Annotated in this window: 23 protein-coding genes; 13 read left to right on the top strand and 10 right to left on the bottom strand. The window is 70.5% G+C overall.

Annotation, left to right across the window (positions count from 1 at the left end):
• Together ACZ60B_RS30880 and ACZ60B_RS30875 are read left to right on the top strand one after the other, a co-directional pair.
• On the top strand, positions 1-635 hold a 635-nt coding region (locus ACZ60B_RS30880), incomplete at its 5' end, for a glucose-6-phosphate isomerase (RefSeq protein ID WP_469392715.1).
• Positions 636-725: 90 nt separating this feature from the next.
• Positions 726-1,667 (top strand): hypothetical protein, encoded by a 942-nt coding sequence (locus ACZ60B_RS30875; RefSeq protein ID WP_469392713.1) that lies wholly within the window; start codon positions 726-728, stop codon positions 1,665-1,667.
• Between the two features lie 33 nt (positions 1,668-1,700).
• On the opposite strand, the gene pgl is transcribed toward ACZ60B_RS30875, so the two are convergent.
• Genes pgl through tkt form a run of 5 tightly spaced genes read right to left on the bottom strand, consistent with a single transcriptional unit; the run spans position 1,701 to position 8,306 of the window.
• On the bottom strand, positions 1,701-2,483 hold the full coding sequence (gene pgl / locus ACZ60B_RS30870) for a 6-phosphogluconolactonase (protein WP_469392711.1): 783 nt from the start codon (positions 2,481-2,483) through the stop codon (positions 1,701-1,703).
• Positions 2,480-3,541: a glucose-6-phosphate dehydrogenase assembly protein OpcA gene (opcA, locus tag ACZ60B_RS30865; RefSeq protein WP_469392709.1), complete on the bottom strand. Its 1,062-nt coding sequence runs from the start codon at positions 3,539-3,541 to the stop codon at positions 2,480-2,482. The genes pgl and opcA overlap by 4 nt, the downstream gene beginning before the upstream one ends.
• A complete protein-coding gene (gene zwf, locus ACZ60B_RS30860; protein ID WP_469392706.1) occupies positions 3,538-5,061 on the bottom strand; it encodes a glucose-6-phosphate dehydrogenase in 1,524 nt (507 codons plus the stop codon). The genes opcA and zwf overlap by 4 nt, the downstream gene beginning before the upstream one ends.
• A 4-nt stretch (positions 5,062-5,065) precedes the next feature.
• Complete coding sequence (gene tal, locus ACZ60B_RS30855; RefSeq protein ID WP_469392704.1) at positions 5,066-6,184, bottom strand: transaldolase; 1,119 nt, start codon at positions 6,182-6,184, stop codon at positions 5,066-5,068.
• A 34-nt stretch (positions 6,185-6,218) separates the two neighbouring features.
• Positions 6,219-8,306: a transketolase gene (gene tkt / locus ACZ60B_RS30850; protein ID WP_469392702.1), complete on the bottom strand. Its 2,088-nt coding sequence runs from the start codon at positions 8,304-8,306 to the stop codon at positions 6,219-6,221.
• A 410-nt stretch (positions 8,307-8,716) separates the two neighbouring features.
• Between tkt and ACZ60B_RS30845 the strand changes: the two genes are divergently transcribed.
• From ACZ60B_RS30845 to ACZ60B_RS30835, 3 genes are all read left to right on the top strand, one after another.
• Positions 8,717-9,670 carry a heme o synthase gene (locus tag ACZ60B_RS30845; protein WP_469392721.1) on the top strand — a complete coding sequence of 318 codons (954 nt, stop codon included), beginning with the start codon at positions 8,717-8,719 and terminating at the stop codon, positions 9,668-9,670.
• A 94-nt stretch (positions 9,671-9,764) separates the two neighbouring features.
• Positions 9,765-10,121: a hypothetical protein gene (locus tag ACZ60B_RS30840; RefSeq protein WP_469392700.1), complete on the top strand. Its 357-nt coding sequence runs from the start codon at positions 9,765-9,767 to the stop codon at positions 10,119-10,121.
• 192 nt (positions 10,122-10,313) lie between these two features.
• Entirely contained in the window at positions 10,314-11,423 is a 1,110-nt protein-coding gene (locus tag ACZ60B_RS30835) for an amidohydrolase family protein (RefSeq protein WP_469392698.1), read from the top strand.
• A gap of 148 nt (positions 11,424-11,571) precedes the next feature.
• Here ACZ60B_RS30835 and ACZ60B_RS30830 read toward each other — a convergent pair whose 3' ends face one another.
• The 4 genes from ACZ60B_RS30830 to ACZ60B_RS30815 all read right to left on the bottom strand — a co-directional run bounded on the left by ACZ60B_RS30830 (position 11,572) and on the right by ACZ60B_RS30815 (position 15,453).
• Entirely contained in the window at positions 11,572-12,567 is a 996-nt protein-coding gene (locus ACZ60B_RS30830; protein WP_469392719.1) for a COX15/CtaA family protein, read from the bottom strand.
• Between the two features lie 161 nt (positions 12,568-12,728).
• Positions 12,729-13,505 carry an ABC transporter permease gene (locus tag ACZ60B_RS30825; RefSeq protein WP_469392696.1) on the bottom strand — a complete coding sequence of 259 codons (777 nt, stop codon included), beginning with the start codon at positions 13,503-13,505 and terminating at the stop codon, positions 12,729-12,731.
• A gap of 180 nt (positions 13,506-13,685) precedes the next feature.
• Positions 13,686-14,609, bottom strand: coding sequence for an ABC transporter ATP-binding protein (locus ACZ60B_RS30820; RefSeq protein ID WP_469392694.1), 924 nt, complete (start codon positions 14,607-14,609; stop codon positions 13,686-13,688).
• Between the two features lie 31 nt (positions 14,610-14,640).
• Positions 14,641-15,453, bottom strand: coding sequence for an AAC(3) family N-acetyltransferase (locus ACZ60B_RS30815; RefSeq protein WP_469392692.1), 813 nt, complete (start codon positions 15,451-15,453; stop codon positions 14,641-14,643).
• 161 nt (positions 15,454-15,614) lie between these two features.
• Between ACZ60B_RS30815 and ACZ60B_RS30810 the strand changes: the two genes are divergently transcribed.
• From ACZ60B_RS30810 to ACZ60B_RS30775, 8 genes are read left to right on the top strand one after another with little or no spacing between them, the layout of a single operon-like run.
• The gene (locus tag ACZ60B_RS30810) at positions 15,615-16,385 is read left to right on the top strand and encodes a helix-turn-helix transcriptional regulator (protein ID WP_469392690.1); all 771 of its coding nucleotides are present in this window, start codon (positions 15,615-15,617) and stop codon (positions 16,383-16,385) included.
• Positions 16,382-17,803: a Fe-S cluster assembly protein SufB gene (gene sufB, locus ACZ60B_RS30805; protein ID WP_469392688.1), complete on the top strand. Its 1,422-nt coding sequence runs from the start codon at positions 16,382-16,384 to the stop codon at positions 17,801-17,803. Before ACZ60B_RS30810 ends, sufB begins: the two co-directional genes overlap by 4 nt.
• Before the next feature lie 57 nt (positions 17,804-17,860).
• Positions 17,861-19,042 (top strand): Fe-S cluster assembly protein SufD, encoded by a 1,182-nt coding sequence (gene sufD, locus ACZ60B_RS30800; protein WP_469392686.1) that lies wholly within the window; start codon positions 17,861-17,863, stop codon positions 19,040-19,042.
• Positions 19,042-19,362, top strand: a complete 321-nt coding sequence (locus ACZ60B_RS30795; RefSeq protein ID WP_351613085.1) for a non-heme iron oxygenase ferredoxin subunit — start codon at positions 19,042-19,044, stop codon at positions 19,360-19,362. Before sufD ends, ACZ60B_RS30795 begins: the two co-directional genes overlap by 1 nt.
• Positions 19,363-19,369: 7 nt before the next feature.
• Entirely contained in the window at positions 19,370-20,134 is a 765-nt protein-coding gene (sufC, locus tag ACZ60B_RS30790; RefSeq protein WP_450665748.1) for a Fe-S cluster assembly ATPase SufC, read from the top strand.
• Positions 20,131-21,387: a cysteine desulfurase gene (locus ACZ60B_RS30785; RefSeq protein ID WP_392622061.1), complete on the top strand. Its 1,257-nt coding sequence runs from the start codon at positions 20,131-20,133 to the stop codon at positions 21,385-21,387. The genes sufC and ACZ60B_RS30785 overlap by 4 nt, the downstream gene beginning before the upstream one ends.
• Before the next feature lie 16 nt (positions 21,388-21,403).
• Positions 21,404-21,871, top strand: coding sequence for a Fe-S cluster assembly sulfur transfer protein SufU (sufU, locus tag ACZ60B_RS30780; protein WP_162469293.1), 468 nt, complete (start codon positions 21,404-21,406; stop codon positions 21,869-21,871).
• Positions 21,868-22,200, top strand: coding sequence for a metal-sulfur cluster assembly factor (locus ACZ60B_RS30775; protein WP_351613095.1), 333 nt, complete (start codon positions 21,868-21,870; stop codon positions 22,198-22,200). Before sufU ends, ACZ60B_RS30775 begins: the two co-directional genes overlap by 4 nt.
• 112 nt (positions 22,201-22,312) lie before the next feature.
• On the opposite strand, the gene ACZ60B_RS30770 is transcribed toward ACZ60B_RS30775, so the two are convergent.
• Positions 22,313-23,161 carry an AbfB domain-containing protein gene (locus ACZ60B_RS30770; protein ID WP_469392682.1) on the bottom strand — a complete coding sequence of 283 codons (849 nt, stop codon included), beginning with the start codon at positions 23,159-23,161 and terminating at the stop codon, positions 22,313-22,315.
• Between the last annotated feature and the right edge of the window lie 158 nt (positions 23,162-23,319).

The following is a 23,319-nucleotide window of genomic DNA, read 5'->3' as shown; positions in this document are numbered from 1 at the left end:
CCTACTCGCACTACCTCTCCAAGTTCACCGCCTATCTCCAGCAGTTGGACATGGAGTCCAACGGCAAGTCGGTGGACCGCGACGGCAACCCGGTGAACTGGCAGACCGGGCCGGTCGTCTGGGGCACCCCGGGCACCAACGGGCAGCACGCCTACTACCAGTTGATCCACCAGGGCACCAAGCTCATCCCCGCGGACTTCATCGGCTTCGCCGAGCCGGTCGGCGAGCTGAGCGACGAACTCAAGGCCCAGCACGACCTGTTGATGGCCAACTTCTTCGCCCAGACCCAGGCGCTGGCCTTCGGCAAGACGCCGGAGGAGGTCCGCGCGGAGGGCGTGCCCGAGGAACTGGTGGCGCACAAGACGTTCCGCGGCAACCACCCCACCACCACGATCCTGGCGCGCGAGCTGACCCCCTCGGTCCTCGGCCAGCTCATCGCCCTCTACGAGCACAAGGTGTTCGTCCAGGGCGCGGTCTGGAACATCGACTCCTTCGACCAGTGGGGCGTGGAACTCGGCAAGGTCCTCGCCAAGCGGATCGAACCCGCCCTGACCGAGGGCGCCGAGGTCCCCGGCCTCGACCCCTCCACCACCGCCCTCGTCGCCGCCTACCGGGGGCTGCGCAACCGGAAGTGACCACCGGTGCGGGAAGTGGGCGGCGCGCGGCCGCCCGCTTCCCGTAGACTCCCCGGCGATCATCACGGCCGTGGCTCGGGGGAGTGCAAGGTGGCTGGTGCCAGAGGGAGTTGGACGGGCGGAAGGCTGCGCGGCGGCTCCTTCCTGAAGCCCCACAAGGTGGCCCGGGTGCTGTTGCACCCCGCGTGGATCCCGGAGTCGCTCGACCCGACGGTGGAGCGGCTCAAGCGCGTCCGGATCGCCGCGGGAGCGGTCGCGGCGATCGGTGTCTACACCTACGTCGAAGGCGGCTTCGCCCTCACGGAGATGATGCAGAACACGCTGGTCGCCGCCGCGGTGCTGCTGTTCGTCACGCCCCTGACGGTCGGTGTGATGCTCCACGTCTGGCGGCGCGGCGGCACGGTACGCCAGTTGCGCCCGCCCCTGATGAACGCGCTCAAGCTGCTGCTGCTCTTCGTCGGCTCGGTGGTCGCGACGGTGCTGCTGCTGATGGGCGCGAGCGCGCTGAGCGGCAGCCTGGTGATCGTCCCGCTCGGTTTTCTGGCGCTGTGGATGGTCGGGTTCGTGGGCGCGGGCGCGCTGCGGGTCACGGCGAACTTCTTCGGCACCGCGGCGGTGCACCGCGCCCTGCCGCCGCTGCTGGCCACGGTGACGACCTGGCTGATGGCCGTCCCGGACCTCGTCACCGGCGATCTGCACGGCCTCGGTCTGCGCCTGGGCGTGGTGTTCATCCTGGGCGCCCCGGTCACGGTCACGGCCGTCTCCCTGCTGGAGATGGGCCGCCTCAAGCGGCGCTACGGCATCCGGCTCGGCGCACACCCCGCGACACTGCCGCCGTCGCGACCGGCACACGTACCGCACCAGGGAAATCCGTACGCCCAGGGGAATACCTACGGTCAGGCGAACCCGTATCCCCAAGGGAACCCGTACCCGGCAGGGAACCCGTACGGCCAGGCGAACCCGTACCCCCGAGGCCCGTACGCCCCGCCCCCGCGGCAGCCCCGTGACGGCCGGAACCCGTACGGCCGTTGACCGTACGGGTTCCGGGAAGTGCCTGCTCCGCCGTCAGGGCGACGCGGGCGGGTACAGCGAGCGCGGCAGCTGGGCGGCCGCCGCCGAGTCCAGCAGCCACAGGGTGCGCTGCCTTCCGTACGCCCCGGCCGCCGGGGCCTGGATCTCGCCCGCGCCCGACAGGGCGATCGCCGCGGCGTTCGCCTTGTCCTCGCCGGCCGCCAGCAGCCACACCTCACGGGCCGCCCGGATCGCCGGGAGGGTGAGGGTGGTGCGGGTCGGCGGGGGCTTGGGCGCGCCGTGGACGCCGACGACCGTGCGCTCGGTCTCCCGGACCGCGGGCAGCTCCGGGAAGAGCGACGCCACATGGGTGTCCGGGCCGACGCCCAGCATCAGCACGTCGAAGGTCGGCACCGCGCCGTGGTTCTCGGGGCCGGCCGCACGGGCCAGCTCCTGCGCGTACGCGGCCGCTGCGGCGTCCGCGTCCGCACCCTGCGGGCCGTCCGACGCGGGCATGGCGTGCACGCGCTTCGGGTCCAGCGGTACGGAGTCCAGCAGGGCCTCGCGGGCCTGCGTGACATTGCGCTCGGGGTCGCCCTCGGGCAGGAACCGCTCGTCGCCCCACCACAGGTCGAGGCGGCCCCAGTCGATGGCGTCCCGGGCCGGCTGGGCGGCCAGCGCGGCCAGCAGCCCGTTGCCGTTGCGGCCACCGGTCAGCACCACGGACGCCGCACCCCGGGAGGCCTGCGCGTCCACGATCTTCGTGATGAGCCGGGCCGCGGCGGCCTGTGCCATCAGTTCCTTGTCGTGGTGCACGACCAGCTGGGGAGTGCTCACTTCGCCGCCTTCTTCCCCGGAGGCGGGGCCGGTACCGGAGCCTTCCCGGCGGCCCTCTCCGTGGTGGACGCGGCGGGCCCGCCGGGCGTCGCCGTGAGCTCCTCCGGCGCCCGCTCGCGCGGGGCCGCGGACTGCGCGTGCAGCCGGTCCACCCCGAACCGCAGTGCCGAGGCGTACGTGTCGTCCGGGTCGAGCCGGCGCAGCTCCTCCGCGATCAGCTCGGCGGTGTCCCGCCGCTTGAGCGCCACCGCACGGTCCGGCTGCCCCTCGATCGACAGCGTGGCGACGGTGCCGTCCGCGCGGTCGAGGGCGATCGAGCCGTGGTCGGTGGCCAGGCGGACCGCCGTCAGGCCGGGGCCGGACGACAGGGAGCGCTTGACGGGGACGTCCAGCCGGTCCGCGAGCCACATCGCGAGCAGCTCGCAGCTCGGGTTGAACTCCTCGCCCTCCACCTCGACGCCCTTGACCTCGCAGACGACCTGGTCCAGGGCCGCGGCGAGCATCGAACGCCAGGGCGTGATGCGCGTCCACGACAGGTCCGTGTCGCCGGGCGCGTAGGTGTCGGCGCGGGCGGACAGCTCCCGTACCGGCTGCTCGGCGGCGTAGGTGTCGGTGACCCGGCGCTGGGCGAGGGCGCCCAGCGGGTCGTTCGCCGGGTCCAGGGGCGCGTCGACCGGCCACCAGACCACCACGGGGGCGTCGGGCAGCAGCAGCGGCAGCACCACCGACTGGGCGTGGTCGGCGACCTCGCCGTACAGCCGCAGGACGACCGTCTCGCCGGTGCCCGCGTCCGCGCCCACCCGCACCTCGGCGTCGAGGCGGGACTTCGTGCGGTCGCGGGGCGAGCGGGAGACCCGCCTGATGACCACGAGGGTGCGCGAGGGGTGCTCGCGCGAGGCGTCGTTCGCCGCCTTCAGGGCGTCGTAGGCGTTCTCCTCGTCGGTGACGATGACCAGGGTGAGCACCATGCCCACGGCAGGGGTGCCGATCGCGCGGCGGCCCTTGACGAGCGCCTTGTTGATCTTGCTCGCCGTGGTGTCCGTCAGGTCTATCTTCATGGCCGGCGCCAGCTCCGTCCGTCTCGCTCCAGCATCTCGTCCGCCTCGACGGGACCCCAGGTACCGGCCGGGTACTGGGCCGGCTTGCCGTGCTTGTCCCAGTACTGCTCGATCGGGTCGAGGATCTTCCAGGACAGCTCGACCTCCTCGGTGCGCGGGAAGAGGTTCGAGTCGCCGAGCAGCACGTCCAGGATGAGCCGCTCGTACGCCTCCGGGCTGGACTCCGTGAACGACTCGCCGTAGGCGAAGTCCATGGACACGTCCCGGATCTCCATCGACGTGCCCGGCACCTTGGAACCGAAGCGGACGGTGACGCCCTCGTCGGGCTGGACGCGGATCACGATCGCGTTCTGGCCCAGTTCCTCGGTGGCCGTGGTGTCGAAGGGGGAGTGCGGGGCGCGCTGGAAGACGACCGCGATCTCCGTGACCCGGCGGCCCAGACGCTTGCCCGCCCTCAGGTAGAACGGCACGCCCGCCCAGCGGCGGTTGTCGACGCCCACCTTGATCGCGGCATAGGTGTCGGTCTTCGACCTGGCGTCGATGCCGTCTTCCTGGAGGTAGCCGATGACCTTCTCGCCGCCCTGCCAGCCTTCCGAGTACTGACCGCGGACGGTGTCCTTGCCGAGGTCCTTCGGCAGCCGTACGGCGCCGAGCACCTTGGTCTTCTCCGCGGCCAGCGCGTCCGCGTCGAAGGAGGCGGGCTCCTCCATCGCGGTCAGCGCCATGAGCTGGAGCAGGTGGTTCTGGATGACGTCACGGGCGGCGCCGATGCCGTCGTAGTAGCCGGCCCGGCCGCCGATGCCGATGTCCTCGGCCATGGTGATCTGCACATGGTCCACGAAGGACCGGTTCCAGATCGGCTCGAACATCGTGTTGGCGAAGCGCAGCGCCAGGATGTTCTGGACGGTCTCCTTGCCCAGGTAGTGGTCGATGCGGAAGACCTGGTCCGGGGCGAAGACCTCGTGCACGACCTTGTTGAGCTCCTCGGCCGACTTCAGGTCGTGGCCGAAGGGCTTCTCGATGACCGCGCGCCGCCACGAGCCGCGCGCCTGGTCGGCGAGGCCGTGCTTCTTGAGCTGCTGGATGACCACCGGGAAGGAACGCGGCGGCACGGAGAGGTAGAAGGCGAAGTTGCCGCCCGTCCCCTGTGCCTTGTCGAGCTCCTCGATGGTCCCGCGCAGCCGCTCGAAGGCGTCGTCGTCGTCGAAGGTGCCCTGGACGAAGCGCATCCCCTGGATGAGCTGCTGCCAGACCTCCTCGCGGAACGGCGTACGGGCGTGCTCCTTGACGGCGTCGTGGACCTCGGCGGCGAAGTCCTCGTGCTGCCACTCGCGGCGGGCGAAGCCGACGAGCGAGAAGCCCGGCGGAAGCAGCCCGCGGTTGGCGAGGTCGTAGACGGCGGGCATCAGCTTCTTGCGCGACAGGTCGCCGGTGACGCCGAAGATGACCAGGCCCGACGGCCCCGCGATACGCGGGAGCCGTCGGTCGGCGGGGTCACGCAGCGGGTTGCTGCTTGACAAAGTTTCAGCCCTCCGAAGGGGCGAGGCGCTGGAGCTCCGCCTCGGTCGACTTGAGCAGGTCGTTCCAGGACGTCTCGAACTTGTCGACGCCCTCGTCCTCCAGCAGCTGGACCACGTCGTCGTACGCGATGCCGAGCTTCTCGACCGCGTCGAGTTCCGCGCGGGCCTGCTCGTACGTGCCGGTCACCGTGTCACCGGTGACCTCGCCGTGGTCCTCGGTGGCCTGCAGGGTGGCCTCCGGCATGGTGTTCACCGTGTTCGGCGCCACCAGGTCCACGACGTACATCGTGTCCTTGTACGCCGGGTCCTTCACACCGGTGGAGGCCCACAGCGGACGCTGCTTGTTCGCCTGCGCCTTGTCGAGGGCCAGCCAGCGCTCGGAGGAGAAGACCTCCTCGTACGCCTGGTAGGCGAGCCGGGCGTTGGCGACGCCCGCCTTGCCGCGGGCGGCCTTGGCCTCGTCGGTGCCCAGGGCGTCGATCCGCTTGTCGATCTCCGTGTCCACGCGGGACACGAAGAAGGACGCCACGGACTGGATCTTCGACAGGTCCAGGCCGCGCTCCTTGGCCTTCTCCAGGCCGGAGAGGTAGGCGTCCATGACCGCGCGGTAACGCTCCAGCGAGAAGATCAGCGTGACGTTGACGCTGATCCCGAGGCCGATGACCTCGGTGATCGCCGGCAGACCCGCCTTGGTGGCCGGGATCTTGATGAGCGTGTTGGGGCGGTCCACGAGCCAGGCGAGCTGCTTGGCCTCGGCGACGGTCGCCTCGGTGTTGTGCGCCAGGCGCGGGTCGACCTCGATGGAGACCCGGCCGTCCTGGCCCCCGGTGGCGTCGAAGACCGGGCGCAGGATGTCGGCGGCGTCGCGGACGTCCGCCGTCGTGATCATGCGGATGGCCTCTTCGACGGTGACCTTGCGGGCGGCGAGGTCGGCGAGCTGCTGCTCGTAACCGTCACCGCTGCTGATCGCCTTCTGGAAGATCGACGGGTTGGTGGTGACGCCGACGACGTGCTGCTGGTCGATCAGTTCGGCGAGGTTGCCGGACGTGATCCGCTTGCGGGACAGGTCGTCCAGCCAGATCGCGACGCCCTCATCGGAGAGGCGCTTCAGTGCGTCTGTCATGGAAATTGCATCTCCTACGTGTCGTGTACGGGCGTCAGTGCCGGGTGGCGGCGAGGGATTCCCGGGCCTTCGCGGCCACGTTCTCGGCGGTGAAGCCGAACTCGCTGAACAGGACCGCGCCGTCTGCGGAGGCCCCGAAGTGCTCCAGGGAGACGATGCGGCCGGCGTCTCCGACGTACTTGTGCCAGGTCAGACCGATGCCGGCCTCGACCGCGACCCGCGCCTTGACCGACGGCGGCAGGACGCTCTCCCGGTACCCCTGGTCCTGCTCCTCGAACCACTCCACGCAGGGCATGGACACGACTCGCGTCGGCACACCCTCGGCCTGGAGCCGCTCGCGCGCCTCGACGGCGATGTGCACCTCGGAACCGGTGGCGATCAGGACGACCTCCGGCTCGCCGCCCTCGGCCTCGAACAGCACGTAGCCGCCCTTGGCCGTGTTGTCGTCGGGCTCGTAGGTCGGCACGCCCTGACGGGTCAGCGCCAGCCCGTGCGGGGCGCCCTTGCCGAACACCTTGGTGTGGCGGCGCAGGATCTCGCGCCAGGCGACGGCGGTCTCGTTGGCGTCGGCCGGGCGGACCACGTTCAGGCCCGGGATGGCGCGCAGCGAGGCCAGGTGCTCGACCGGCTGGTGGGTGGGACCGTCCTCGCCGAGGCCGATGGAGTCGTGCGTCCACACGTACGTCACCGGCAGGTGCATCAGGGCCGACAGCCGTACGGCGTTGCGCATGTAGTCGGAGAACACCAGGAAGGTGCCGCCGTAGATGCGGGTGTTGCCGTGCAGCGCGATGCCGTTCATCTCCGCGGCCATGGAGTGCTCGCGGATGCCGAAGTGGATCGTGCGGCCGTAGGGGTCCGCCTCCGGCAGCGGGTTGTCCGCCGGGAGGAAGGAGCTGTCCTTGTCGATGGTGGTGTTGTTCGAGCCGGCCAGGTCGGCGGAGCCGCCCCACAGCTCGGGGATCACCGGACCGAGCGCCTGGAGGATCTTGCCGGAGGCGGCCCGGGTGGCGACACCCTTGCCGGGCTCGAAGACCGGGATCTTCTCCTCCCAGCCGGTGGGCAGCTCGCCCGCGGCGACGCGGTCGAACTCGGCCGCGCGCTCCGCGTTGCCGTTGCGCCACTCCTGGAAGGACTTCTCCCACTCGGCCCGCGCCTGACGGCCGCGCTCCAGCGCGCCACGGGTGTGGTCGATGACCGCCTCGGCGACCTCGAAGGACTGCTCGGGGTCGAAGCCCAGGACGCGCTTGGTGGCCGCGACCTCGTCCGCGCCGAGCGCCGAGCCGTGCGCGGCCTCGGTGTTCTGGGCGTTCGGGGCCGGCCAGGCGATGATCGAGCGCATCGCGATGAACGACGGCCGGTCGGTGACCTGCTTCGCCGCCTCGATCGCGTCGTAGAGGGCGTGCGGGTCCAGGTCGCCGTCCGGCTTCGGCGCCACGCGCTGCACGTGCCAGCCGTAGGCCTCGTACCGCTTGACGGTGTCCTCGGAGACGGCCGTCTCGGTGTCGCCCTCGATCGAGATGTGGTTGTCGTCCCACAGCAGGACCAGGTTGCCGAGCTTCTGGTGGCCGGCGAGCGAGGACGCCTCCGCGGAGATTCCCTCCTGGAGGCAGCCGTCACCGGCGATGCAGTAGACGAAGTGGTCGAACGGGGAGTCGCCCTGCGGGGTCTCCGGGTCGAACAGACCGCGCTCGTAGCGGGCGGCCATCGCCATGCCCACCGCGTTGGCGACACCCTGGCCCAGCGGGCCGGTCGTCGTCTCCACACCCTTGGTGTGCCCGTACTCGGGGTGACCGGGGGTCTTCGATCCCCAGGTGCGGAAGGACTTCAGATCATCCAGCTCAAGACCGAAACCGGCCAGGTAGAGCTGCGTGTAGAGGGTCAGGGACGAGTGGCCCGCGGACAGCACGAAGCGGTCGCGTCCGACCCAGTCGGGGTCGGCGGGGTCATGCCGCATCACCTTCTGGAAGAGGGTGTAAGCAGCGGGCGCCAGGCTCATCGCCGTACCCGGATGGCCGTTTCCGACCTTCTGTACGGCATCGGCGGCCAGGACTCGGGCGGTGTCGACGGCCCGCTGGTCCAACTCGGTCCACTCGAGGTCTGTGGTGGTCGGCTTGGTGCTCACCCTGGGTCAGGGCTCCTCTCCACATGTCGAATTACCGGTGCTCTGGGCGCGTGCCCACCGGCTGCCGGCGAACGAGTCGCCCACCGGCCGTTGTCGAGCCTACCCCCGTAAGAACGTGCATTTTTTCGAGTCATTCCAGACTGACGGGACTCCTGCGGATCCGCCTCCCGACTGGTCCGAATCGCATTCGGCAAGTGAATACGGAGCCGCTCATCCGACTGCTCAATCGATCTACATTCCGCTCGTCCGGAGCACGCTCAATCGGACAGATGTGCGCACGTAGGAGCGGCGCACCAACACGACCCCACCCCCGCGAATGTCCGGGTCTGGGCAACGTCTACAGTGGCGTGGTACGCGCGGGCCTTTACGGGGAGTTCATCCCGGGGCTTGCTGGGATGTCTCTGTCAGGGGTGTGCGTGACGGCCGTCGAATCCCGTCCAGCCGGTGTGCTCGGGACGAGCAACAGCCGGGGCCAGCGGCCGTTCGGGGCCCGTCTCAAGGCGTTCGTGGCGCTGACCAAGCCCCGGATCATCGAGCTGCTGCTGATCACCACCGTTCCGGTGATGTTCCTGGCGCAGCAGGGTGTGCCCGATCTGAAGCTGGTGCTGCTGACCTGCGTCGGCGGATACCTCTCCGCCGGTGGCGCGAACGCGCTCAACATGTACATCGACCGCGACATCGACGCGCTGATGGACCGCACGTCGCAGCGCCCGCTGGTCACCGGCATGGTCAGCCCCGCCGAGTGCCTGGCCTTCGGCATCACCCTCGCGGTCGTGTCGACGCTGCTGTTCGGCCTGACCGTCAACTGGCTGTCGGCCTGGCTGTCGCTCGGCGCGCTCCTGTTCTACGTGGTCGTCTACACGATGATCCTCAAGCGGCGCACCTCGCAGAACATCGTGTGGGGCGGCATCGCCGGCTGCCTCCCGGTCCTCATCGGCTGGTCGTCCGTCACGAACTCCCTGTCGTGGGCGCCGGTCATCCTCTTCCTCGTCATGTTCTTCTGGACCCCGCCGCACTACTGGCCGCTGTCCATGAAGGTCAGGGAGGACTACGCGCGCGTGGGCGTGCCGATGCTCCCGGTCGTCGCCTCCAACAAGGTGGTCGCGCGGCAGATCGTCATCTACAGCTGGGTCATGGTCGGCGTGTCGCTGCTGCTCACCCCTCTGGGCTACACGGGCTGGTTCTACACCGCGGTCGCCCTGCTGGCCGGCGGGTTCTGGCTCTGGGAGGCGCACGGCCTCCAGAACCGGGCCAAGGCCGAGGTGACGGGCGCCAAGCTCAAGGAGATGCGGCTGTTCCACTGGTCGATCACCTACGTGTCGATCCTGTTCGTGGCGGTCGCGGTGGACCCCTTCCTGCGTTAGGAACGCCTACGGTCCGCCGTACGGGCGGGGTGCGTGGCCAAGGCCACGCACCCCGCCCGTCGCCGTTCGATCTACCCGTCGGTAGCATCTGGCCATGGCAGAAACGAAGCAGGTTGACGAGGGCACCGACGTCAAGCGGGCCGCGAAGGCCGAACGCACCGCGGCCAAGCTCGCCAAGCGGATCACCGCCTTCTCCAAGGAGCACGGCGGCGCCGAGGGCCAGGTGGCGTACCTCGGGGAGCGCGGCGCGAGGATCGTGCTCGTCGGCGAGGACGGCGGCTGGGGCGACCTGGTGGCGCCCTCCTTCACGATCGCCGAGAAGGCCGTGGAGAAGTCCGGGATCACCGTGCACGAGGCGTTCGACGGCGAGTTCGCCGCCAAGGTGAAGACCGGACCGTACGAATGGACGCGCATGGCGGGCATCCAGCTCGGCGGCCCGAGCAACGGCTGACGACGGCCCCCGGCAACGGTTCGCGGCGGCGAGGAAGCGGCCGACCCGGGCCGCGGTCGGGGCGTGCCCGCGGCCGGCGGACGTTCGCACGGGGTGTGTACGACCAACACCTGAGGCCGGTTTCACCCGTTAGGAGCGTAGGGGCCGCGGCGGAAGCGGCCCCGGGACACGGTCCAGTCACGGGGAGCCCGGATGATCGAAACGCCGTCCCTCGTGGACCAGTACTGCCACGGCGTGCTGAGAACGGAGCTGGGCCTCGGCACCTTCGAGGCCCAGCTGGCCCGTACCGAGGGCCCGCCCGCGCCGGGCACCACCCTCTTCGACACCCAGACCGGATTCGCGGTACGCCGCTGGTGCCCCCCGCTGCTCGGCCTGGAACCGCACTGCCCGCCCGCCCGCTATCTCGCCCGGCGTCGTGAACTCGGCGTACCGGAGACCGGCCGCCGACTGCTGCGCGGCAGCGGCATCACGACGTACCTCGTCGACACCGGGCTGCCCGGCGACCTGACCGGCCCGCCGGAGATGGCCTCCGCCGGGGACGCCGACGCGCACGAGATCGTGCGCCTGGAACTCCTCGCCGAACAGGTCGCCGACACCTCCGGCACCGTGGAGACCTTCCTCGCCAACCTCGCCGAGGCGGTGCACGGCGCCGCCGCGCAGGCCGTCGCCTTCACCTCGGTCGCGGGCGTCCGGCACGGACTGGCCCTCGCCCCGGAACCGCCCGGACCGGGCGAGGTGCGCGGCGCGGCCGGCCGCTGGCTGGCCGGACGCCGGGTGGGCGGGGAGCTGACCGACCCGGTGTTGCTGCGCCACGCGCTGTGGATCGCGGTCGCCTCCGGACTGCCCCTGCAACTGCACGCCGGGCTCGGCCCGCCGGGCCCGCGCATCGACCGTACCGACCCGGTGCTGCTCACGGACTTCGTACGGGCGACCGCGGGCATGGGCACGGACCTGGTCCTGCTGCACGGCTACCCGTACCACCGGCACGCCGCCCACCTCGCCGGTGTCTTCCCGCACGTGTACGCCGACTCGGGCGCCGCGCTCGTCCGCACCGGGGCGCGCGCCGCGACCGTCCTGGCGGAGATCCTGGAGCTGGCCCCCTTCGGCAAGATCCTCTTCTCCAGCGGGGCACAGGGGCTGCCGGAGCTGCACGTGGTGGGGGCCCGGCTGTTCCGCGAGGCCCTCGGCCGGGTGCTCGGCGGCTGGGTGACCGAGGGGGCGTGGTCGGCGGCGGACGCGCAGCGGGTGGCGGGGATGGTGGCGGCGGGCAACGCCCGACGGGTCTACGGCCTGGCGAGCTGAGCCACGCGCGCCCGGCTCACCCGGACGGGGATCACGCGTGTGCCCCACCGAAGAGGGCCCACGCGTGTGCGGCCCTGCCGCGTGCGGCTCACGCGTGCGTGGCCCCGCTGCACGAGGTTCACGCGTGCGTGGCCGCGCCGGGTGCGGCCTACGCGGCCGTGGCGACCGACGCCTCGGCCGCGGGGCCCGGCAGACCGGCCTCCGGCGTACCCGGGCGCTCGCGCAGCGACAGCAGCACCCGCAGCACGGCGATCCACATCACGGCCGAACCCAGCATGTGCAGCGCGACCAGCACCTCGGGCAGGTTCGTGAAGTACTGGACGTAGCCGATGACCCCCTGGGCGAGCAGCACCAGGAACAGGTCCCGCGTCCGGTCCAGCGGACCCTTGGGGGCGTCCACCGCCTTCAGCACGAACCACAGGGCGAACGTCAGCGTCACCACGATCCAGGCCAGTACGGCGTGCAGCTTGCTGACCGTCTCCCAGTCCAGCGGCATCCGCGCGACCTCGCTGGAGTCGCCCGCGTGCGGACCCGAACCGGTGACCACCGTGCCCACGGTGATCAGCAGCACCGAGGCGGCGACCAGGAACCACACCAACTGCTGCACCGACTTGCCGACCAGCGGCTTGGGCGCCGCGTCGCCTTCCCGGGTGCGCTGCCACATCACCGTGGCGACCGTGATCAGGGCGGAGGAGAGCAGGAAGTGGGCCGCCACCGTGTACGGGTTGAGGCCGACGAGGACCACCACACCGCCGAGGACCGCGTTGCCCATCACGACCCAGAACTGAGCCCAGCCCAGCCGGGTCAGGCTGCGCCGGCGGGGCTTCTCGGACCGGGCGGCGACGATGGCCCAGCCGACCGCCGCGCACAGTACGTACGTCAGCATGCGGTTGCCGAACTCGATGGCGCCGTGGAAGCCCATCGCGCTGGTGGCGGTGAGCGAGTCAGCGGTGCACTTGGGCCAGGTCGGGCAGCCGAGTCCGGAGCCCGTCAGGCGTACGGCGCCGCCGGTGAGCACGATCACCACCGACATGACGAGCGCGGACAGGGCGGCCCGGCTGGTGGTGCGGGGTTGCGGGGTCCAGCGTGCGGCGACGAAGGCGAGCGGGTTGCGCACGGCCGCTACGGCGTCGGTGGGGGTCAGGTTCGGCACGCGTCCATCGTAGGCGGCCGCTTGTGCACGCTTTCACGAGGGTCGGGAGTCGGCCCGGGGACGGGACCCCGGCGTAGGACGGATGCCCGGGCGGGCCGCTCCCGGCGGAACCGTCCGAGGGCGGGTGCCCGATGCGGGCCGGGTGCCGCGGGTCACTCCCAGCGGAAGAACCGTCCCGCGGCCGCCAGCCCCACGACCCCCCACACGGTCAGGATCCCCAGATCGGCCCAGGGCAGCCCGGCCCCGTGCCGGAGCACCTCGCGCAGGCCGTCCGACAGGGCCGAGATCGGCAGCAGCCCGAGCACCTCCCGCACGCCCGACGGGAACTTCTCCAGCGGGACGACCACCCCGCCGCCGACCAGCAGCAGCAGGAAGACCAGGTTGGCCGCGGCCAGGGTGGCCTCGGCCCTCAGGGTCCCGGCCATCAGCAGGCCCAGCCCCGAGAACGCGGCCGTGCCCAGCACCAGCAGCAGCAGGACGGTGAGCGGGTTGCCGTGCGGCGACCAGCCCAGCGCGAGCGCGATCACCGTCACCAGGAGCACCTGGAGGATCTCGGTGACCAGCACCGAGGCCGTCTTCGCGGTCATCAGGCCCCAGCGCGGCAGCGGTGAGGACGCGAGACGCTTGAGCACCCCGTAGCGCCGCTCGAAGCCGGTCGCGATGGCCTGGCCGGTGAACGCCGTCGACATCACGGCGAGGGCGAGGATGCCGGGCGCGAGGAAGTCGACGGCCTTGCCCGCGCCGGTGTCCACGACGTCCACGGAGCTGAAGAGCACCAGCAGCAGCGTCGGGATGACGACGGTGAGCAGTAGCTGCTCGCCGTTGCGCAGCAGCATCCTCGTCTCCAGCACGGCCTGCGCGGCGATCATGCGGGGAAGACCGGACCCACCCGGCTTCGGGGTGTACGTACCGGGGACGGTCGTCGTCATGACCGCAGCTCCTTGCCCGTGAGCTCGAGGCCGTGCCTTTCCGGGGGACAACCCCCGGACCCCCGGCAGAGGGTGATGCCGAGCGGAATCATGACCGCAGCTCCTTGCCCGTGAGCTCGAGGCCGTGCCTTTCCGGGGGACAACCCCCGGACCCCCGGCAGAGGGTGATACCGAGCGGAATCATGACCGCAGCTCCTTGCCCGTGAGCTCGAGAAAGACGTCTTCGAGGGTATGGCGTTCCACCGAGATCCGGTCCGGCATCACCCCGTGCTGCGCGCACCACGAGGTGACGGTGGCCAGCAGTTGGGGGTCGACCTTGCCGACCACCCGGTAGGAGCCCGGCGTCAGCTCCGCGGCCGTGCAGTCCGCGGGCAGCGCCTTCAGCAGCGACGCCACGTCGAGGCCAGGCCGGCCCGTGAAGCGCAGGGTGTTCTCCGCCCCGCCGCGGCACAGCTCCTCGGGGGAGCCGTGGGCGATGACCTTGCCCGCGTCGATGATCGCGACATCGTCGGCGAGCTGCTCGGCCTCGTCCATGTGGTGGGTGGTGAGGATCACGCAGACGCCGTCGGAGCGCAGGTCCCGGACCAGGTCCCAGGTGGCCCGGCGGGCCTGGGGGTCGAGGCCGGCGGTCGGCTCGTCCAGGAACACCAGCTCTGGTCGCCCGACCACGGCCATCGCCAGCGCGAGCCGCTGCTGCTGGCCGCCGGAGAGCCGGCGGTAGGTCGTCCGGCCGCAGCTGCCGAGCCCGAGGCGTTCGACGAGCGCGTCCACGTCGAGCGGGTGCGCGTGCAGCTTCGCCACGTGCCGGAGCATCTCGTCGGCCCGCGCCCCCGAGTAGACGCCGCCGGACTGGAGCATCACACCGATCCGGGGACGCAGCTCGGCGGCCTGCCGTACGGGGTCGAGGCCCAGGACGCGCACCGTGCCGGAGTCCGGCCTCAGGTAGCCCTCGCAGGTCTCGACGGTGGTCGTCTTGCCGGCGCCGTTGGGGCCGAGCACCGCGGTGACGCCCGCTCCGACCGTGAGGTCGAGGCCGTCCACCGCGGGTTTCGTCCCGTACCGCTTCACCAGGGACCGGACCTGGACGACAGGCTCACTTCGCATGGGACCAGAGTCTAGGTACGCGCCGGACGCCTCAGGCGGGCGGGTCCGCCACCTCCTCCTCGCGGGGCCGGTGCAGGGCCAGCCACCGCTGCGCGTAGGCCACCGCGTCCGCCACCGGGAACAGCCGGGCGTCGGCCGCGCCCACCCGGCCCCTCACGACCGGGCGGTCGCGCTCGAAGTCGTGGCCGAGCTCGTCGAACCGGTCCGAGGTGATCGACACCTCGGTCATTTCCTCCCAGCCGGCCGGACCGGGCCGTCCCACCCGCACCCGCGGGGAGGGGATGCGGTACTCGGCGAGATGGAAGCTCGTGCAGGTGTGATAGCCGGTGCCGAGCAGCAGGACCCGGGCGTCGAGGGCCTCCAGCCGGGCCAGCGGGCTGTGCTCGCCGAGGCGGCAGTCCGGCGCGTGGCCCGCCGTGACGGCGGCCGCGCGCGGGCCGAGCGCCGCGAAGGAGGTGTGCGGGTGCGCGCTGCGGACGGCGCCCGGCCAGGTGCGCACGGTCTCCGGTATCACGCCGACCCCGCGCGAGGGCGTGGTCAGCGGGTTGTACACCGGCATGGAGGCCCGGATCGTCTCCCACCATTCCCGGGGCACCCGGGGAACGCTCCACAGCGCGGGGTCGGAGAGGTCGCCGGACTGGGTGGGGACCACCAGGGTGCCGCCCGGGCCGAGCGCGTCGACCAGGCCCTGGACGACCGCCACGGCACCCCCGCAGACCCAGCCGAGGGAGCTGAGGGAGGAGTGCAGCAGGAGCGTTTCACCAGGGCGGACACCGAGCGCGCGCACCTCGGTGGCGACCGTGTCGCGAGTGACGAGAGGGCCGGTCGGAGGGGGTGTCGGCATGGCCGGTGAGTCTGGCGGACAAGCGGTCCCGGCGCCAGCCGTCTGATCGATCAAAGATCGTTTCCGCAGGTCAGCTTAGGTATGCCTAAGTGATGTAGGGCACCGCCCGGTCGGCGGGGGGCGGCTTGCCTGGCTCCGGCGAATTACGCAACAATGGTGTTGTGAAATACGTCGGCGAGGCTCCCGAGGCCGGGGAGACCCCCACGGGGCCCCCGCAGGAAGAGCACGCGACCGGAGAGCGTTCGACACGCAACCGGGTCGCGCGCTCGATCCTGGACCACGGTCCCTCGACCGTCGCCGAGCTGGCCGGACGGCTCGGGCTCACCCAGGCCGCGGTGCGCCGGCACCTGGACGCGCTGGCCGCCGACGACGTGGTGGAGCCCCGCGAGCAGCGGGTGTACGGGGCGCGCACGCGCGGCCGTCCCGCCAAGGTGTTCGCGCTGACCGACTGCGGCCGCGACGCCTTCGACCAGTCCTACGACAAGCTCGCCGCGGACGCCCTGCGCTGGATCCAGGAGCGGTTCGGCGGGGACGAGGCGGTCGTGGCCTTCGCCCGCGCGCGGTTCGCCGAGCAGGCCGCCGCGTACCGCCAGGCGATCGAGGCCGCGGCCCCCGAGGAGCGCACCGAAGCCCTCGCCAAGGCCTTGAGCAGGGACGGGTACGCTGCTACGGCGCGCAGCGCGCCCCTCCCGCAGACGGGCGAGCAGCTCTGCCAGCACCACTGCCCGGTGGCCCACGTCGCGGAGAAGTTCCCGCAGCTGTGCGAGGTGGAGACCGAGATCTTCTCCCAGCTGCTCGGCACCCACGTCCAGCGGCTGGCGACCATCGCGCACGGCGACGGCGTCTGCACGACGTTCATCCCCAAGATTTCCAAGTCGCAAGTTCACAGTCACAACGCATCTGCAAGCACGGCCGGGAGGAACCCCGCATGACTCTCCCCACGGAGACTGCCCACCCCGAACTCGAGGGCCTGGGCAAGTACGAATACGGCTGGGCCGACTCCGACACGGCCGGCGCCTCTGCCAAGCGCGGCATCAACGAGGACGTCGTCCGCGACATCTCCGCGAAGAAGAGCGAGCCGGAGTGGATGACCAAGCTCCGCCTCAAGGGCCTGCGCCTCTTCGAGAAGAAGCCGATGCCGAACTGGGGATCGGACCTGTCGGGCATCGACTTCGACAACATCAAGTACTTCGTGCGTTCCACCGAGAAGCAGGCGGAGTCCTGGGAGGACCTGCCCGAGGACATCAAGAACACGTACGACAAGCTCGGCATCCCGGAGGCGGAGAAGCAGCGCCTCGTCGCCGGTGTCGCGGCCCAGTACGAGTCCGAGGTCGTCTACCACCAGATCCGCGAGGACCTGGAGGAGCAGGGCGTCATCTTCCTGGACACCGACACCGCTCTCAAGGAGCACCCGGAGCTCTTCAAGGAGTACTTCGGCACCGTCATCCCCGTCGGTGACAACAAGTTCGCCTCCCTGAACACCGCCGTGTGGTCGGGCGGCTCCTTCATCTACGTGCCGCCGGGCGTCCACGTGGAGATCCCGCTCCAGGCCTACTTCCGTATCAACACGGAGAACATGGGCCAGTTCGAGCGGACCCTGATCATCGTCGACGAGGGTGCCTACGTGCACTACGTCGAGGGCTGCACGGCGCCGATCTACAAGTCGGACTCCCTGCACTCCGCGGTCGTCGAGATCATCGTCAAGAAGAACGCCCGCTGCCGCTACACGACCATCCAGAACTGGTCGAACAACGTCTACAACCTGGTCACCAAGCGCGCCGTGGCGTACGAGGGCGCGACCATGGAGTGGATCGACGGCAACATCGGCTCCAAGGTGACGATGAAGTACCCGGCCGTCTACCTGATGGGCGAGCACGCCAAGGGCGAGACCCTGTCCATCGCCTTCGCGGGCGAGGGGCAGCACCAGGACGCCGGTTCCAAGATGGTCCACATGGCGCCGAACACCTCCTCGAACATCGTGTCGAAGTCCGTGGCGCGCGGCGGCGGCCGTACGTCCTACCGCGGTCTCGTCGAGATCGGCGAGGGCGCCCACGGCTCGAAGTCGAACGTGCTGTGCGACGCGCTGCTCGTCGACACCATCTCCCGCTCGGACACGTACCCCTACGTGGACGTGCGCGAGGACGACGTGTCCATGGGCCACGAGGCGACCGTCTCCAAGGTCTCCGAGGACCAGCTCTTCTACCTGATGAGCCGTGGTCTGACCGAGTTCGAGGCGATGGCGATGATCGTGCGCGGCTTCGTCGAGCCGATCGCCAAGGAACTGCCCATGGAGTACGCCCTCGAACTCAACCGGCTGATCGAGCTCCAGATGGAGGGCGCGGTCGGCTGACGCCGAACCCCGTCCCCGTCAAGCCACTCACGTAAGAAAGCGAGCAGACCGACAGCCATGGCTGAGGCTCAGAACATCCCCGTGGGCTCGACCACCGCGGGCCAGATCGCGGTGGCCGCCGAGTCGACCGTCGCCACGCGCATGAGCGCGCCCCCGTCCTTCGACGTGGCGGACTTCCCCGTCCCCCACGGCCGCGAGGAGGAGTGGCGGTTCACCCCGCTGGAGCGCCTGCGCGGGCTGCACGACGGCACCGCGGTCGCCACCGGCGACGGCGTGAAGGTGGACGTGCAGGCTCCCGAGGGCGTCGTCGTCGAGACCGTCGGCCGTGACGACGCCCGGCTCGGCCGGGCGGGCACCCCGGTGGACCGGGTCGCCGCGCAGGCCTGGTCGGCGTTCGAGAAGGCCGGGGTCGTCACCGTCCCCAAGGAGACCGTGCTCACCGAGCCGATCCGCATCGCCGTGCACGGCGAGGGCGGTGTCGCCTACGGCCACCAGGTCGTCGAGCTCGGCGCCTTCGCCGAGGCCGTCGTCGTCATCGACCACACCGGTGACGCCGTGCTCGCCGCCAACGTGGACTTCGTCCTGGGCGACGGCGCCAAGCTGACCGTCGTCTCCGTCCAGGACTGGGACGACAAGGCGGTGCACGTCGGCCAGCACAACGCGCTGATCGGCCGCGACGCCACCTTCAAGTCGTTCGTGGTCACCTTCGGCGGCGACGTCGTACGCCTGCACCCGCGGGTCGCCTACGCGGGCACCGGCGGCGAGGCCGAGCTGTTCGGCCTGTACTTCACGGACGCCGGTCAGCACCAGGAGCACCGCCTGCTGGTCGACCACAACACCCCGCACTGCAAGTCCAACGTGATGTACAAGGGCGCGCTGCAGGGCGAGGGCGCGCACGCGGTGTGGATCGGCGACGTCCTCATCGAGGCCAAGGCCGAGGGCACGGACACCTACGAGATGAACCGCAACCTGGTTCTGACCGACGGCGCCCGCGTCGACTCCGTGCCGAACCTGGAGATCGAGACCGGCGAGATCGTCGGCGCCGGCCACGCCTCCGCGACCGGCCGCTTCGACGACGAGCAGCTCTTCTACCTGATGGCCCGGGGCATCCCCGCCGACGAGGCCCGCCGCCTGGTCGTCCGTGGCTTCTTCGCCGGACTGGTCCAGCAGATCGGCGTCGACGACATCGAAGAGCGCCTCCTCGTGAAGATCGACGAGGAGCTGGAGGCGTCGCTCTGATGACGTCGTTCCTGCGCGCCTGTGGGCTGAGCGAGCTGGAGGAGGACACCCCGAAGCGGGTGGAACTCGACGGCACGCCGGTCTCGGTCGTGAAGACCGAGGGGGAGGTGTTCGCCATTCACGACATCTGCTCGCACGCGAACGTCTCGCTCTCCGAGGGCGAGGTGGAGGACTGCCAGATCGAGTGCTGGCTGCACGGCTCCGCCTTCGACCTGCGCACCGGCAAGCCGTCCGGCCTTCCCGCGACGCGCCCCGTTCCCGTATACCCCGTAAAGATCGAAGGGGACGACGTACTCGTCTCCCTCACCCAGGAGTCCTGAGGCACCCATGGCAACGCTTGAAATCCGAGACCTGCACGTCACCGTCGAGGCCGACAACGCCACGAAGGAGATCCTCAAGGGCGTCGACCTCACCGTGAAGCAGGGCGAGACGCACGCCATCATGGGCCCCAACGGCTCCGGCAAGTCGACCCTCGCCTACTCCCTCGCGGGTCACCCGAAGTACACGGTCACCGGGGGCACCGTCACCCTCGACGGCGAGGACGTCCTGGAGATGTCCGTCGACGAGCGCGCCCGCGCGGGCCTGTTCCTGGCCATGCAGTACCCGGTCGAGATCCCCGGCGTCTCGGTCTCCAACTTCCTGCGCACCTCCGCCACCGCCGTCCGCGGCGAGGCCCCCAAGCTGCGTACCTGGGTGAAGGAGGTCAAGGAGACCATGGAGCGCCTCTCCATGGACCCCTCCTTCGCCGAGCGCAACGTCAACGAGGGCTTCTCCGGCGGTGAGAAGAAGCGCCACGAGATCCTCCAGCTCGAGCTGCTCAAGCCGAAGATGGCGATCCTCGACGAGACCGATTCCGGTCTGGACGTCGACGCCCTGCGCATCGTCTCCGAGGGCGTCAACCGGGTCCGCGAGACCGGCGAGGTCGGCACCCTGCTGATCACGCACTACACGCGCATCCTGCGCTACATCAAGCCCGACTTCGTCCACGTCTTCTCCGGCGGCCGAATCGTCGAGTCCGGCGGCGCCGAGCTCGCCGACAAGCTGGAGAACGAGGGCTACGAGGCTTACACGAAGGGTGGCGTATCCGCGTGACGCAGTTGCCGGGCCTCCTCGACACCGAGGCGATCCGCAAGGACTTCCCCATCCTGGACCGTCAGGTCCACGACGGTAAGAAGATCGTGTACCTGGACAACGCGGCGACCTCGCAGAAGCCGCGCCAGGTGCTGGACGCCCTGAGCGAGTACTACGAGCGCTACAACGCCAACGTCCACCGCGGTGTGCATGTGCTCGCCGAGGAGGCCACGGCGCTGTACGAGGGCGCACGTGACAAGGTGGCGGAGTTCATCAACGCGCCGAGCCGCGACGAGGTGATCTTCACCAAGAACGCCTCCGAGTCCCTCAACCTCGTGGCGAACATGCTGGGCTGGGCCGACGAGCCCTACCGCGTGGACCACGAGACCGAGATCGTCATCACCGAGATGGAGCACCACTCCAACATCGTTCCGTGGCAGCTGCTGGCGCAGCGCACCGGCGCGAAGCTGAAGTGGTTCGGCCTGACCGACGACGGCCGGCTCGACCTGTCCAACATCGACGAGATCATCACCGAGAAGACGAAGATCGTCTCCTTCGTGCTGGTGTCGAACATCCTGGGCACGGTCAACCCGGTCGAGGCGATAGTGCGCCGCGCGCAGGAGGTCGGCGCGCTGGTCTGCATCGACGCCTCGCAGGCGGCACCGCACATGCCGCTGGACGTACAGGCCCTCCAGGCCGACTTCGTGGCCTTCACCGGCCACAAGATGTGCGCTCCGACGGGTATCGGGGTGCTGTGGGGACGCCAGGAGCTCCTGGAGGACCTGCCCCCCTTCCTCGGCGGCGGCGAGATGATCGAGACGGTGTCGATGCACTCGTCGACGTACGCCCCGGCGCCCCACAAGTTCGAGGCGGGCACCCCGCCGATCGCCCAGGCGGTCGGTCTGGGCGCGGCGGTCGACTACCTGTCGGCGATCGGCATGGACAAGATCCTCGCCCACGAGCACGCGCTCACCGAGTACGCGGTGCGCCGGCTGTCCGAGGTGCCCGACCTGAAGATCATCGGCCCGACGACGGCCGAGGACCGCGGCGCGGCGATCTCGTTCACGCTCGGCGACATCCACCCGCACGACGTGGGCCAGGTCCTCGACGAGCAGGGCATCGCGGTCCGGGTCGGCCACCACTGCGCCCGCCCGGTCTGCCTGCGCTACGGAATTCCCGCGACCACGCGAGCGTCGTTCTATCTGTACTCCACGCCGGCCGAGATCGACGCTCTGGTCGACGGTCTGGAGCACGTACGGAACTTCTTCGGCTGAGGGGCGTGCTGACAACGTGAAGCTGGATTCGATGTACCAGGAAGTCATCCTGGACCACTACAAGCACCCGCACGGGCGTGGTCTGAGGGATGGCGACGCCGAGGTGCACCACGTGAACCCGACGTGCGGTGACGAGATCACCCTGCGGGTGAAGTACGACGGCACGACGATCAGCGACGTCTCGTACGAGGGGCAGGGCTGCTCGATCAGCCAGGCCTCGGCGTCCGTGCTGAACGACCTCCTCGTCGGCAAGGAGCTGGCCGAGGCGCAGCGGATCCAGGAGACGTTCCTGGAGCTGATGCAGTCCAAGGGCCGCATCGAGCCCGACGACGTGATGGAGGAGGTGCTGGAGGACGCGGTCGCGTTCGCCGGTGTCTCCAAGTACCCGGCCCGGGTCAAGTGCGCCCTCCTGAGCTGGATGGCGTGGAAGGACGCGACGGCCCAGGTGCTGGGCGGGGCCGACGCCGAAAGGAAGACGGCATGAGCGAGACCGTTGAGATGAAGCCCGCCTCGGAAGAGGAAGTCCGTGAGGCGCTGTACGACGTCGTCGACCCCGAGCTGGGCATCGACGTCGTCAACCTGGGCCTGATCTACGGCATCCACATCGACGACGCGAACATCGCGACGATCGACATGACGCTGACCTCGGCGGCCTGCCCGCTGACGGACGTGATCGAGGACCAGGCCAAGTCCGCCACGGACGGCCTGGTGAGCGAGCTGCGCATCAACTGGGTGTGGATGCCGCCGTGGGGCCCCGACAAGATCACCGACGACGGTCGCGAGCAGCTCAGGGCGCTGGGCTTCAACGTCTGAGCCCGCGCCGGCCGAACCACGGCTGACCCGCGCTCGACCTGCGGTGGACCCGCACAGTGGCCCCCGGCCTTCCGGCCGGGGGCCACTGGCGTCTCCGCTGTCGTTGCCGCTGTCAGCTCAGGCCGGCCACCAGCCGGAACGTCGCGTCGGCCCGGTAGAGGTCGCTGTTCTGGTACGGGTCCAGCCGGAGCTGGAAGTTCTTGTGACGCAGGAACCGGCCCGGGTAGTTGACCGCCTCCAGCATCACCGCGCCGGACGCCACGGACGACGCGCGCGGACAGAAGGTGGCGTCCTTGCGGAACAGGGACGAGCCGTCGTCGTGCTCGGCGCGCAGTACGAAGTCGCGGTGGCGCAGATAGCCGCCGTCGGCCGTGGCGAAGGAGTAACAGGACGCGTCGGCGAGGCCGTCGACCCGCCTGAAGGCGGCGCCCTGGCGGGCCGAGGGCGAGCCGACCGGATCGAGCTTCACCAGGCCGCCGCTCACCTGCCAGTAGCGGTCGGGGTAGTTGACCGAACGGACGGCCGTCCAGACCGTCGACGGCGCGGGCGTGGCGTGCGAACCACTGCCGGACGACGCGGACCCGGTCGGCTTCGCGGAGGCCGCGGGGCTCGTACCGTCGGCCGCCGGGCCGGTGGGCGCGGGTGTCGCGGACGTGGACCCGGCCGACGTCGACGGGGTGCCCGCCCGGCCGGGCGTCCCGGTGCCGGACGCGGACGGCGTGGCGAAGGAGATCAGGCCCGGCACCGTCGCCGCGCTTCCCGGCAGGGCGCTCTTCGTCATGGGTGACGCGTCGTCGGCTTCCTTGTGGGTCACGGTGATCGCGACGACACAGCCCACGATGGTGGATATCGCGAGAGCGCCGGCCAGCCACAGGCGGCGCGTTCCCGGAGCCCGGCCGGTTTCCGGGGCCCAGCCGCTCTCCCAGGGGCGCTGGGAGGGCGGGGACTTGTCTTCTGGCATGCGCGGTTCCTCCGCCGACGCCCGGGGCGACGGCTGTGGCCGTGGTGATGGTGGGGGGTTGGAGCGGTGAAAGAGTAGTGGAGGTACGGGAGTTGGGACACCTGTTTCAGCGAGCGGTTTCCCTGGGTTACACCGGTGGTGGGTCACCGGGCGGGTCG

The organism is Streptomyces sp. NPDC104096, assembly GCF_055584385.1.
The sequence above is the reverse complement of the archived record's forward strand: the minus strand, read 5'-3'. Positions and strand labels throughout refer to the sequence as shown.

What these genes read in the sequence shown, in the direction of transcription:
- sufB (WP_469392688.1), top strand. Translation starts at nt 16,382, where the DNA reads ATGACTCTCCCCACGGAGACTGCCCACCCCGAACTCGAGGGCCTGGGC.
- ACZ60B_RS30775 (WP_351613095.1), top strand. Translation starts at nt 21,868, where the DNA reads ATGAGCGAGACCGTTGAGATGAAGCCCGCCTCGGAAGAGGAAGTCCGT.
- ACZ60B_RS30770 (WP_469392682.1), bottom strand. Translation starts at nt 23,161, where the DNA reads ATGCCAGAAGACAAGTCCCCGCCCTCCCAGCGCCCCTGGGAGAGCGGC.
- opcA (WP_469392709.1), bottom strand. Translation starts at nt 3,541, where the DNA reads ATGAAGATAGACCTGACGGACACCACGGCGAGCAAGATCAACAAGGCG.
- ACZ60B_RS30820 (WP_469392694.1), bottom strand. Translation starts at nt 14,609, where the DNA reads ATGCGAAGTGAGCCTGTCGTCCAGGTCCGGTCCCTGGTGAAGCGGTAC.
- sufC (WP_450665748.1), top strand. Translation starts at nt 19,370, where the DNA reads ATGGCAACGCTTGAAATCCGAGACCTGCACGTCACCGTCGAGGCCGAC.
- sufD (WP_469392686.1), top strand. Translation starts at nt 17,861, where the DNA reads ATGGCTGAGGCTCAGAACATCCCCGTGGGCTCGACCACCGCGGGCCAG.
- ACZ60B_RS30825 (WP_469392696.1), bottom strand. Translation starts at nt 13,505, where the DNA reads ATGACGACGACCGTCCCCGGTACGTACACCCCGAAGCCGGGTGGGTCC.
- ACZ60B_RS30840 (WP_469392700.1), top strand. Translation starts at nt 9,765, where the DNA reads ATGGCAGAAACGAAGCAGGTTGACGAGGGCACCGACGTCAAGCGGGCC.
- tal (WP_469392704.1), bottom strand. Translation starts at nt 6,184, where the DNA reads ATGACAGACGCACTGAAGCGCCTCTCCGATGAGGGCGTCGCGATCTGG.
- ACZ60B_RS30835 (WP_469392698.1), top strand. Translation starts at nt 10,314, where the DNA reads ATGATCGAAACGCCGTCCCTCGTGGACCAGTACTGCCACGGCGTGCTG.
- ACZ60B_RS30815 (WP_469392692.1), bottom strand. Translation starts at nt 15,453, where the DNA reads ATGCCGACACCCCCTCCGACCGGCCCTCTCGTCACTCGCGACACGGTC.
- ACZ60B_RS30795 (WP_351613085.1), top strand. Translation starts at nt 19,042, where the DNA reads ATGACGTCGTTCCTGCGCGCCTGTGGGCTGAGCGAGCTGGAGGAGGAC.